At 62.3% G+C, this 12,404-nt stretch carries 8 protein-coding genes; 4 read left to right on the forward strand and 4 right to left on the reverse strand.

Annotated features, from left to right (window positions below):
* Both BLW84_RS45110 and BLW84_RS50090 read left to right on the forward strand, forming a co-directional pair.
* A partial coding sequence (locus BLW84_RS45110) for a helix-turn-helix transcriptional regulator (RefSeq protein ID WP_342743236.1) occupies positions 1–580 on the forward strand: 580 nt, incomplete at its 5' end.
* A gap of 335 nt (positions 581–915) precedes the next feature.
* Positions 916–1,047 carry a hypothetical protein gene (locus BLW84_RS50090; RefSeq protein ID WP_281247503.1) on the forward strand — a complete coding sequence of 44 codons (132 nt, stop codon included), beginning with the start codon at positions 916–918 and terminating at the stop codon, positions 1,045–1,047.
* A gap of 303 nt (positions 1,048–1,350) precedes the next feature.
* Here BLW84_RS50090 and BLW84_RS45115 read toward each other — a convergent pair whose 3' ends face one another.
* Positions 1,351–2,715 (reverse strand): PrnB family protein, encoded by a 1,365-nt coding sequence (locus tag BLW84_RS45115; protein WP_093278786.1) that lies wholly within the window; start codon positions 2,713–2,715, stop codon positions 1,351–1,353.
* Complete coding sequence (locus BLW84_RS45120) at positions 2,693–3,400, reverse strand: cytochrome b5-like heme/steroid binding domain-containing protein (RefSeq protein WP_143061365.1); 708 nt, start codon at positions 3,398–3,400, stop codon at positions 2,693–2,695. The genes BLW84_RS45115 and BLW84_RS45120 overlap by 23 nt, the downstream gene beginning before the upstream one ends.
* Before the next feature lie 758 nt (positions 3,401–4,158).
* Here BLW84_RS45120 and BLW84_RS47085 point away from each other — a divergent pair.
* Complete coding sequence (locus BLW84_RS47085; RefSeq protein ID WP_143061366.1) at positions 4,159–4,359, forward strand: hypothetical protein; 201 nt, start codon at positions 4,159–4,161, stop codon at positions 4,357–4,359.
* 879 nt (positions 4,360–5,238) lie between these two features.
* Entirely contained in the window at positions 5,239–11,514 is a 6,276-nt protein-coding gene (gene adhE / locus BLW84_RS45125) for a bifunctional acetaldehyde-CoA/alcohol dehydrogenase (RefSeq protein WP_177227069.1), read from the forward strand.
* Between the two features lie 343 nt (positions 11,515–11,857).
* On the opposite strand, the gene BLW84_RS45130 is transcribed toward adhE, so the two are convergent.
* Entirely contained in the window at positions 11,858–12,070 is a 213-nt protein-coding gene (locus BLW84_RS45130) for an integrase core domain-containing protein (protein WP_093278791.1), read from the reverse strand.
* Positions 12,071–12,076: 6 nt separating this feature from the next.
* A partial coding sequence (locus BLW84_RS45135) for a transposase (protein WP_143061367.1) occupies positions 12,077–12,404 on the reverse strand: 328 nt, incomplete at its 5' end.

Raw genomic sequence — 12,404 nt, forward strand, 5'->3', positions numbered from 1 at the left:
GGACCCGCTGATTCGCGCCGGACTAGCCCAGTGCTTGGACGAGCACCAACACATCGAGACCACCAACGACAACGCCGACGTTGTGGTCGTCGCCATGGATATCGCCGAAGCGTCTACAATAGAATCGCTGCGAAGCCTCAATCCCACCGCTGTCAAACCCGTTATCCTCGTAGTGGAAAACCGTTGGCGCGCCGACATAGCCACGGGGGTAAGGCTGGGCGTCCGCGCCGTCCTATGGCGTCACCACTTCTCCGCCGGCGCCTTCGCCCAAGCTATTCGAGCAGTCAGCGACGGTGGTGGCTTTCTCCCCGTTTCAATGCAGGGCGCACTCGTGGATCAGCTTCAACGGACCTACCGCGAAGTGCTCGCACCGCTCGATATGACACCCTCCGGTATCACGCACCGCGACATCGATGTCCTGCGTCTCGTCTCCGAAGGATTCGGCCTCGAAGAAATAGCGCAAAAACTCCACTTCTCCGAACGTACCGTCAAGAACATCCTCTACAAGTTCATGGAACGATTCGATCTCAGCAACCGTACCCACGCTGTCGCCTACGCCATCCGCGCGGGATTCATCTAAGGGTCGCTCAACGATCGAAATAGACGTTTCGTCCTATTCATCCTGGTCGTTCCGCAGTCGCGGGTCGTAAAGGTGCACGTCGATGGGTGTCGCATGCGCCGCAGGTGCATAGCCCACCTATGGCACTTGCATCGCCGCGGGTTCACGGTGCCCACCCCTCCGGGGTTCCCTCGGCGAGGACGCCCCCCTCCGCCGTGTATTGGGCATACATCAGGAGGGGCACCCACAGTCCAGGGAGCCTCTGAGGTTCCGCTACCCGCACCGCTACGCAGAACGAGGTTGGAAAAGCCTCATTTAATCCCCGCTCAGCTCGACGAACCCTCTGGAGAAAGCCGATGAAACAACAGTCCTGCCCGTTCAAGATCGACCCCACCGGCCGCGACGTCTACGCCGAGGCCGCCGGCATCCGACGACAGGGCCCCGCAGCGCGGTGGAACTTCCTGGTGGAGTGGTGGCGTGGGCGGTAACCAGCCACGATCTGCTTAAGCGGCTGCTAAGTGATCCACGCGTTTCCGAGGACGCCCGGCAGCACTGGCCTGCCTTCATCAACGGCGCGATCACCGAGGAATGGCCGCTGCATATCTACGTCTCGGTGCCTAGCATGTTCACCGCCTACGGCAGTGAGCACCGACGGTTGCGTTCGGGCTGCAGACCTACAAACCGGCCCCGGCGCCCGACCCTCTCTCGTCGCTACTGCTGCCGATGAGGTCGGGTGGCGGGGGAAGGCGGTTCCGTTACTTGTCGCGCACCAAGGTCGAAGCGTGCACGTTTCAGACTCGTCGGACGTCCCGTTCGCCGATGCTGATGTGCAGCCGGTCCGCCATGGCCGTCCAGCTGGAGTCGGCGATGTAGGTTTGATCGTGGGCCGTTGACTGGTTTCGGCCTACGACCGTCCCCACGCCCAAGTAGTCGACGACCTTTCCCTTGTGGACGCCGAGGAATCCGTGCGGGCCGGCGAAGGCGTCCACCAGTTCGTTGAAGGCCTCCTGCGTCTCGTCGAATCGGGTGCCGCCGGCGTCCCGCAGGCTGAGAACGTAGCCGCGAAAATCGGCTGCGCAGATGAGGTCGAAGAACTGCTCGAGGCGACGAGGAAGCTGGCTTCCGCGGAGCATTTTCCCGAAGCGTCCTTGGTCGGAGTCGTACTCGGTTCTGCCGATCACGGCGTCCATGAGGTGGACCAGCGGCGAGGCCGAGCCACTTGGCCCGGCTGGATAGCCCGGCGGGGGTACTGTCCATGTGACGAGGGTCTTCGCCCAGGCAACCGGGTCGCAAAATGTCTTGCTGTTGTGACGTGGGCTGACCTTGCGGAACGCGCGGGTGGCACCGCGTGCGCATTCCGCGATCCGCAGCAGCGCAGCAGCAACGTCCGCATGTCCGTCGGGCCCGCCGAGCTCGATCGCACGCTGAGCCTGGCACACCTGTTTGACAGCCGAAGCGCTGGCAGCGTGAATGTCCACGAAAGATGAGGTGAAAACCCGCTCAGTTTCGTTGCCGTAGGCCGGCACCACCGGTCGGATCGATTCGATGACCGCGTCCTCGACGCGATAGTCCCCATCGGGGCTCGGGTGGCTTTTGTCGATGAAGGTGAAGTTGTTGAAAACCCAGTCTTCGAGGGTCAGGCAGGGGCCGGTTCTCCCCATTCGCTGGCAAACCTGGGTCCAGGGTACTTTGATCGAGTCCGGCAACTCGGCGGAAATGTTGCTGTTGCGCGGGAGGTGCAGCCTTTCCAGGCCGAACCTCCAGTAGGAGTGCGCGATCATTCCGAGCAGTGTACTTGCCCATTTGACCTGGTGATCGGGCAAATCCTCAGGGCCGGCGGGCAGCAGCGGCAGGTCGCTGAGGACCGCCTGCGCCCTCGGGCTGAAGGCGAGGTCCGGTAGGCCCGCTGCGACGTCTTCCCAGACGGCATGGGCCCCGGTCAGTGCGGTCGTGTGCAGCCTGCGCGGCAGAAAGCCGTGCTCGAAGGTGAGGTCGCCATCCAGCTGGGCCGGCGCCTCGTAACTCGCTACGACATAGCGCTCCAGGGAGCCCACAGAACGTTGTTCAGGGATAGGATTCAGGGAACTTGACAGTCCCTCGTTGGGAATCGTGAGTTCTTGGTCGGACGTGGTGTCAACCGTGGTGCCAGTGCTCATGCTCTACCTCGAACCATTTTCCAATGTGGGCCATGGCTTCCTGGGCTCGCTGGACCGAGTCGCTGTCGCTGGGATGGCCTGCTTGTGCGCGAATCGCGTCGGCGCTGATATGAATGAGTGGGTGCATCAGCTTGGCGACCGAATCACGCAGGTGTTCGAGAACCGCGCGTGCGGTCGCTGCGTCACTGGCTGCAAGAACCTTCTCGGTCACCGATCGAACGTTGTCGGTGAATGGTGCGCGACCCGCGAGCAGACTGGTGTGCGCGACCGCGCCGATATCCGTAAGTTGCTGTATGAACGAGGGAAGGTGATCATCCAGCAAGTGGCAATAGGACTGACCGGAGAACACCAGTTCAAGAATTGGATCACGTGCGTCGTCGCGCTGTACCGCGAACGAGTTCCGGACCAGGCACAGGTAATCGAGCAGTCGCTGCCACCCACCCGTATCTTCCGCCTGGGTGTGCGGATCGAGTCGAGCGACGATGAGCTGCGCGATCTTCCGGGCCACGGATTTCCTCTGGTGGGCGGAAACATGGTGGTAGTCCGCCGAGGCGTCACGACCGATGTTGGCGTGCATCACGGGGCATCCGCCGGGGTGCTGCGCGATGAAATCTGTGACGTCAAGAACCTGATCGTCGATCACGATCCACTGCGCATCCCGATCCGCGACGTCCGCTATTGACATAACCGGGAGGGAATCGATATAGGACACTCGCGCTCCAGTACTGAATTCGGCGGGTGCCGTGTCACGTTGCCGCAGTCGAGTGGATCCTGATCCTCTGAATCACGCAGACCTCCAGATGTACAAGAATCGTAAGAAACAAAAGACGACTTGGGGTCGGATCAAATCCTGTGGTGCGTTTCCGACGATGTACTAGACGCGGCGTCGGCGCCATAACCAAGGCCGCAGAGATGCCCGTAAGGACCAAAAAAAGTGTACAAATATACACTCTCGGGCTGTATCTTTGTGGCCTTCGTGTTTATTCTGTTGACCTTCGTGATGTAGGATGAGGGCTCATACGATCATCGTCGTGTGATCAGCAAGCGGGGTGTGGTGCGGCGGGGCTGTCAATCTGGGTTTTGCGGCCCAAACCGAGAGGGGCTTGTTCGTGCCCGTGGTGCACGGCCCTGACGTATCGGCGGGGTGAGGCTGTCACCGAGTGCGTTAGGTGGGAACCGGTCAACTCACTGCCGAGCTCTTACATTCCAGCAACGATCCGCGACGAGATCAACACCCTGCTGCACGACTGACCGCACCAGGCTGGAAGCCAGGGTTCGCGGGTCATCGGACCGCCACCGCGTGCAGCTGTGTTGCAGTGCGCGGAATTCGTCCGACCATGTCAAATTCTGGCCGGGCAGGCCATTCGTGCCCCGCGGGATGCCGACAGAAAATGCTGGTGAATATCCACCGGCTTGTCCGGGCCGAAATCTCTGGTCATCGGGATGCCCAACATCGAGACCAATGCCGTCCCGGAATTGGTTGGTGGACTGGGTTTGTATGCGTGGGTTTCCTTTCGCGACCAGAAGGACGATCTGGAGCGTCACGTTGCCCGCCTGTCGGCGTGGGCGGCGGAGTCCGGTCATCGAGTGGTGCGGGTCGATTCGGAGGTCAGTTCGGGCATGAACGGCCTGCGGTCTACTTAGCCCAGGATCTGTGCACGGCATGAGTTCAGCGGCGAGAGTATCGCTGCCGGCCGAACCGGAATCCTTCCACTCATCGCGGCCGCCACCAGTGCAGACCACTTTGACGTTCCCCTGGCGAATACCCCGAGTCGCCGATGCTTACCCGGCATCCCGGCCAGCCGAACTGCCCGAATGGTCCATGCATTAGTGGCCATTAGGGCACAGTCGCGACCAAACGGTATCGTCTCCGACGAAAAGAGCGTCAGAATTCGCCTCATAATCGCGACCAACCACATTTGGCCCGGTTGGCGGCAGAATCAATGCCCCAAGCGCGCACCTGGGGTAGACCGATTTTCGCATACCGAAAACGGAGAACGTTGCTGGAGGTGGAGACAGGGAGTGCCTTGGTCAAACCTCTGGCTTCCCTGCAAGGTTTCCTCGCGACCCCGTTACTTGCACGCGAAGCGGCGACCAATGATGCTCGTTTCTCAATACAATACTGCCGGGTACGCCGACGTTGAGCGCATTACTGGTTCTTCCTTGGGGGACCTTCTCGATGTCCATTCCCTCGCCAAGGTATACCGGACAGATAACCGGCGCTCAAGCCCTGCCCCAAAGCCTGGAAATAGTCGAAGCGGAGATGATCTTTGGCTTGCCCGGCGTCTGAGGCACAGACGCTCGTGGTTCAGGGAAGGGAGTGGCGGCCGGCAAGGCATCCTTGCACACTGGCCAGGCTTGGGATTCGACGCCCGATACAGACGCACCGCGCGCTCACGCAGCTCGTCGGGTACTTCATCGGCGCTGGCACGGATGACTCCCGTTAGCTCCATCAGACCAAGCTACGAAGCCTTCGAGCTATGCGGAGGAACCTCAATCACCGAAACGAAAGGAACTATGGGAGTGTCAATCGGTCAGCGGGTTCTTCGAGTTAGCGATGAACAAGTAAGGGTCTTTGCGGAGGCCAGTGGAGACATCAACCCGCTCCACACGGATGTCCAGTATGTCCGCAGGTGCACGAGTTTTCCGCAGCCCATCGTGCACGGCGCGTTGGTGGTGATGCACGCGCTAGGTACGTGGATCGAGTCGGCCCAGCTGCCGAACGACCGTTGGCTCCGGGCGCGTTTTCACGGCCCTGTCCTGCCCGGCGCCGAGTACACCGTGACGATGCCGGAGGCTGCGGCTCGGTTTGAGGTCTGGGCGGCGGAGAACCTCGCGGTCGAGATTGACCTGGAGAACGTCGGTGACGAGCGTGTTGATCGAGAGCTCTCGAACGTCTCCGACGTGAAGAGCTTGGGTGACGGGCCAACACAGTGGACCATCGATGAGATCTCCGAGGGATTGACTTTGGAGATCCCCTTTGGCGGCGACGTCGGAGACCTTCACGCAACGCTGCGCGGTTACGGGGCAGATGCGGGCGAAAGCATCGGCCAGCACGTGACGTTGCTGTCCTGGGCCAGTTACGTAGCAGGCATGCATCTCCCGGGACGGGAGGCGATGATCACCGGATTGTCGGTGTTGCCGGACGGCGCGCCGAATCTGGCGCAAGGCGTTGGTCGTGTCGAGGTCACCGCGGTGGACCGACGGTTTGGACTGGTGAAACTCGCAGGGGCCCTGGGCGGGGTCGGGCAGGTGCAGCTTTCGGTATTGGTGCGGCAGCTGCCCGCAGAGCTCGACCCAGCGCAGCTAACCGAACTTATCCCCCAAGTGCGGGCGCTGGACAACCAGGTCGCCGTGGTGGTCGGCGGCAGCCGGGGACTGGGAGCGAGCCTGGTTCAAGGGATGGCGCTACAGGGTGCCGAGGTCTATGCCCTCTATCGCGATTGTGGAGCCGAGGCCCAGCAAGTTCGCGACGCGCTAGGTGCCGACGCGGAACGAGTCCACTTGGTGCAGGCAGACGCGTCCAATGCCGATCAGCTGGCAGAACTGGGCGATCACATCAGGGCAAGGCACGGGGGCTTGGACGTGCTCGTGCTCAACGCTTTCCCGACGGTGCAACCGGGCATGACTGGTGACGCCGCGCAAGCATGGCAGGAAAGCGCTCTTCAGCTAGTGCACACGCCTCTGGAGAGGTTGGGCGAACTGGTCGAACAGCGTGCTGGACAGATCATTCTGATCTCCAGCGAGTATGTCACCTCATGCCCCACCGGGTTGGAGCACTACGCCGTTGCCAAACAGGCGGCCGAGGCAATGGTCAAAAACACGATCACGAACAAGTCCAGTACCAAAGGTGTGATCGCGCGCCCGCCGCGGCTGGCCACAGCTTACGCGAGCGGGGTTCTCCCCGGGATGCGCGTCGAACCGGTCACCGCCGGCATCGTCAACGCGCTCTTGAAGCCAGGTACGGCGGGTACGGCGACCGTGCTGGAAGATTTCGCCCAGCCGGCCGATCTCCCTTCAGAGTCGCAGAAAACCGGCAAGAATTCTTCGCGGCTTGCGGTGGCCGCCACGTTCACCACCGATCCGCTGCAGCCGCCCCTTGACGCCTGGTTGCAGCGCCTCGGACTCGAGTGGGAAGTGGAATTCTCCCCGTATGGTCAGATTTTCCAGCAGCTCCTCGCGGTCGATAGCGCGCTTAGCGGGGCGACGGCGGCAGCGCTGTTGGTGCGCTTCGCCGACTGGGATGAGGCCGGAATCGAGAAAACGATTGAGGAGTTCGCGGCTACAGTCCGGGCTTGGGCCGAACGCGGCACCAACCTGGCAACCTTGCTCATCCAGGTATGCCCGAGCCCGGAGCCGCACGCGGATTTGGATGAAAAACGTCATGCCCTGCTCTCGGAGCTGCTGGACGGGTTGCGCGGCGTGCACGTACTCGACTGCGCCACTTGGCATGGTGGACTGTCTCCAGAGCCAGGTAATGTGCACGACCCGGCGCGGCTTCGTATTGCGCACATGCCCTACACTAGTGAGGGTTACACCGCCCTTGCCACTGGCCTCGCGCGGACGCTGCACACTGTTGCTGCACCGCCGTTCAAGGTGCTCGCGCTTGACTGCGACAACACCCTGTGGGATGGCGTCGCAGGGGAAGACGGGCCGCAGGGGTTGCGGATGCGCGATGGGCACTACCGGCTCCAGCATTGGGCAGCGGACCTTTCGCAGAATGGCGTCCTCGTGTGCCTGGTGAGCAAGAACGATCCCGCTCTTATCGGGGAAGTGTTCGCCACTCGGACCGATATGCCGCTGCGTCCGGAAATGCTGGCCGGGCAGGCCGTCTCGTGGGAACCGAAGTCGGCCGGCCTCATCCAACTCGCCGAAGGTTTCGGGCTGGGGCTCGACAGCGTGGTGTTCCTGGACGACAACCCACTCGAAGTGGCGGAGGTACAAGCCAATTGCCCTGGGGTGCTTGCGTTGACCGTACCCGCCGAGCCCGACTTGCTGCGTGACTTCGCGGCACGGATCTGGGCGTTCGACCGCCTGGAGACCACCGACGAGGACCGCGCGCGCACCCGCTCTTATGTCAGTCAGCAAGAGCGCTCCCAGCTCCAGCGCACGATGAACTTCGCGGAGTTCATGGCCAACCTGCAGTTGCAGGTGGACATAGCTCCGGCAGCTGAGGCCGACCTTCGGCGAGTTGCCCAGCTCACCCAACGGACCAACCAATTCAATGCCAGCGTCCAACGTCGCCAGGAGTCGCAGTTGCAAGTGCTCCTCAAAGACGAACGGGCGGGTTGCCTGGTGGTGCGTGCCAAGGACCGTTTCGGTGATTACGGTACCGTTGGTACCACGATCTACCAGCAGGACGCGGACGAGCTTGTGGTCGACACCTTCCTGCTTAGCTGCAGGGCACTCGGCCGCGGGGTCGAGCACCGCATGTTGGCCGGTCTCGGTGAGCTTGCAATCAAATCAGGTTGCGAAACCGTGCGAATTCCGTGCAAGCGTACTGACCGGAATCTCCCGGTCCGAAAGTTCCTGGGCTCACTCAGCGCGCCCGAGCCACTGGTCGACGACGGTGCATTTGACGTCACCCTCAGCGCGGTCGAAGCCAGCAAGGTTCACTTCGATCCTGCCACGATGGATCAGGCCGCTCCCGCGGCGAGTTCCACATCGTCGATACCGCAGACGATTGGCACGACGAGGTTGAAAGCTCTGCAAACAATCGCGGAAACCCTGCATGAGCCGGGAAACGCGGCCGACTACATCGTTGGCCGAGGCGCGTCGACCAATGCCACGGCCCCTCCCGCATCGCAGGCAACTCAGGCTGAGGTCGACAACGATGCACTGCGGACGATCGTGCATGTTCTCGCTGAAGTCGCTAACCTACCCCGGCAAAGCCTCAACGCCGACACCCACGTACCAGGGCTCCGCCTGTCCTCGATGACCATGGTGGAGGCAGTGGTCGGACTCGGGAAGTACGTTCCCGAACTGCAGGTTGAGGAGCTTTACGAGCACGACACACTGGGTGAGCTTGCCGCGAGCCTGGCACCTCGCCTCACCGCCACTGCCCCGGTCACCGACGCCCGAGCCAGCACCGAGGTCGCCGCCGGCGACGTCGACGCCCAACCTGCTCCGGAACCAGGCGAAGTCGACCATCTCGTGGCGCGCGGACTGGATGCACTCCAGACCTTCGAGCAACTCTCGCAGCAAGAAGTCGATCACATAGTGCAGCAGGCCGCGCTCGCTGCACTGAACAAGCATCTCGCGCTCGCTGCGCTGGCGGTCCAGGAAACCGGTCGTGGCAGGATGGAGGACAAGTCGACCAAGAACATCTACGCGGCCGAACACATCGCCAACGACCTCGCCGGGCTGAAAACAGTGGGGACCATCGCCCACGATGAACTCACCGGAATGACCCAGACGGCCAGTCCAGTGGGCGTCGTAGCGGCCATCACGCCTGTTACCAACCCCACCTCCACGGTCATCTTCAAGTCCCTCATCGCACTCAAGACACGTAATCCGATCATCTTCGCCTTCCACCACATGGCCCCCCGCTGCGGCGCCGAAGCGGCCCGAACCGTCCGCGACGCCGCGGTGGCGGCCGGCGCGCCAGGCGACTGCATCCAATGGATCGATAGCCCCACCCGCGCCGCGAATCAGGCACTGATGCGTCACCCGGGTGTCTCCGTCGTCCTCGCAACCGGTAGCAACGAGACGGTCGCAGCCGCCTATAGCTCTGGTAAGCCGGCAATCGGCGTCGGCGCCGGGAACGTACCCGCCTTTATCTCGGCTGACGCCAACCTCAAGCGTGCCGCCAACGACGTCCTTCTGTCGGTCACGTTTGACAACGGCACGGCCTGCTCGGCCGAGCAGGTGCTCATCGTCGAGGCCTCCCGGTACGACGAGACGCTGAGTGAGCTACAGCAGCTACACGCGCACCTTGCTACCCCAGACCAAAAACGGGCGCTGGAACGGCTCCTGTTCGGTACGGAGGCTGGTGCCGACGACGCGCCCACGGCCCGTCGCTCGCTGCTGGCGGTTGGCAAGTCACCTGCATGGCTCGCCTCCCAGGCCGGTTTCACCGTTCCCGAGAACACCTCGGCGATCCTCGTCGAAGTGTCCGACGTGGACGCTGCCGAGCCGTTGGTCCGCGAGAAGTCCTGCCCAATCCTTGCCGTACTTCCCGCCGATACCGCTGATCAGGCCATCGGGAAGGCGCAACGGGCCCTCGACCTGTGGGGCAGGGGGCACACTGCCGTCATCCACACCGCTGATCAGGATCTCGTCAATCGCTACCGCAATACGCTGAAGGCGGCCCGGATCGTCTGGAACGCTCCGGCGGCACAAGGCGCGATGGGAGACTTGTACAACGCATTCCGCCCATCGCTCACACTCGGCTGCGGTAGCTGGGGTGGCAACTCCATCGCCGACAACATCGGTGCGGTCCACCTGCTGAACATCCAGCGCACCGGGCGACGCACGAACAACATCCAATGGTTCAAGGTCCCACCGAAGATCTACTTCGAGCCGCATAGCCTGCGATACCTGGCGGACATGGCCGACGTGCACAAAGCGGTCATCGTCTCCGGCCGGACCATCGCCCGTCTCGGCTATCCCGGCAAAGTCGTCGATGTCCTCCGCCGCCGCGCCGAACCCGTGGACGTGAGGTTGATCGACTACGTCGAACCTGAGCCGACCGTTGCGACAATTCGCCGCGGTGCCGAAATGATGAGGGACTTCAGACCAGACACGATCATCGCCATTGGGGGCGGCTCGTCGATGGACGCCGCCAAGCTCATGTGGCTGTTGTACGAACACCCCGACACCGACCTCGATCACGCGAAGACTCGCTTCAACGACATCCGCAAGCGCGCCTACCAGTTTCCGCCACTCGGCCGCGACGCTCGCTTGGTCTGCATCCCCACCACGTCGGGCAGCGGCTCAGAGGTAACGCCGTTCGCAGTGGTCACCGACCCCGATTCGGGACGCAAATACCCGATCGGCGATTACGCCCTGACCCCGAGCGTCGCGATAATCGACCCCACCTTGGTGACCGAAATGCCGAAGGGATTGGCAGCAAGTGCGGGCATGGACGCGCTCACCCACGCCACCGAGGCCTACGTATCAACATATGCCAACGACTTCACGGACGGACTGTGCATCCAAGCGATCAAGCTTCTCTTCGAGAACCTTGAAACTTCTGTTCGAAGCGGCGGCGACAACTTCATTGCGCGCGAGAAGGTGCACAACGCTAGCACACTAGCAGGAATGGCTCTTTCCAATGCGTTCCTGGGTATCGTGCACGCCATGTCGCATACCATCGGGGCCACGTTCAGCCTGCCCCACGGCAGTACCAACGCGATCCTGCTGCCGCACGTCATTCGCTACAACGGGCAAAGCCCGACGAAGCTCACCGGTTGGCCGAAGTATGAGAACTACCGAGCCCCGCAACGTTTCCAGGACATTGCCCGCGTCCTCGGCCTGCCATCGCGAACGCCGGAGCAAGGGGTTGAATCGTATGCGGTTGCCATCGAGCGGCTCAGAGACGCCGTCGGTATCCCGCCCTCCTTCGCCGAAATCGGCGTCGAGGAAACGTCCTTCCTTGCCGCTTTGCCGACGCAAGCGATGAACGCCTATGAGGACCAATGTGCTCCGACCAACCCGCGTGCTCCCGTGCTCGACGACATGCAGAAGCTGATGCGCGATGCCTACTACTGCAGTAACCAGCAGAACTCTCCAGTGGATCCGAGCATTCCTACCTCGCGGAACGGACAAGTCCGAACGACGGCAGGCGCGTCACGCTAAGGCTCGATCTACCGGAGTTTCTGGGTAGTGGTTCGGTCGTGAGTAGGTGAGATGCCCTCTCGAGCTTGGACGATTGATCTTGTTGAAGGATCACTGCGTCGAACCGAGAGGGCATCTCTGGAGTGCCTTGCGACGTGAGGTCGCAGCCGTGGTCTGACTGCGTCGATTGGAGGTTTGGCACTGTCGCAGACGTAGTCCGGGCCAGTGTCCAGGACTCGTCCCCGCCCAACACGCATGGCCCGGTAAGAGTTGGGTGCGAAGCTGTCAATATAAGACTGACGGAGATGGTTGGCACCCCGGGTTTGATGATCTGGAGTTCCCCCGGGTGCGTGGACACCGGGTTTCATGCTGCGAGGTCTTGCACTGTAGTTGATGTGCGCCGGTGTTCGTAGTCGGCGGGGCTGAGGTAGCCCAGGGCGGAGTGTCTGCGGCGGTGGTTGTAGAAGGCGATCCAGCGGAAGACCTGCTGTCGGGCCTCGGCTTCGCTGCTCCAGCAGCGTCGTCCATTGTGGAGCAGTTCGCGTTTAAGGGTGGCGAAAAACGCTTCCGCTAACAGCTCGTTTCAGAATGACGTTGGTAGTTGGCGGTAGCAGATCAGGACGCATCCGAGTTGGAGGAGTCCGAGATGGATGTCGGCTCGTCGTTCGTAGCGGGTGCGGAGTCGTTTGAACTGGTGCAGCCAGGCGAAAGTGCGTTCTACGACCCACCGGACGGTGCCGAGTCCGGAGCCGTGGTCGGTGTTCTTGCGGGCGATACGCGGGACGATTCCCCGATCACGCAGGGCTTTCCGGTGGTGGTCGTAGTCGTAGCCGCGGTCGCCGTAGAGCCAGCGCGGCCGCTGCCAGGGCCGTCCGCGTTTGCCGCGGATCGTGGGCAGGGCTTCGACAAGC

The organism is Saccharopolyspora shandongensis, assembly GCF_900106995.1.
Lineage (GTDB): Bacteria > Actinomycetota > Actinomycetes > Mycobacteriales > Pseudonocardiaceae > Saccharopolyspora > Saccharopolyspora shandongensis.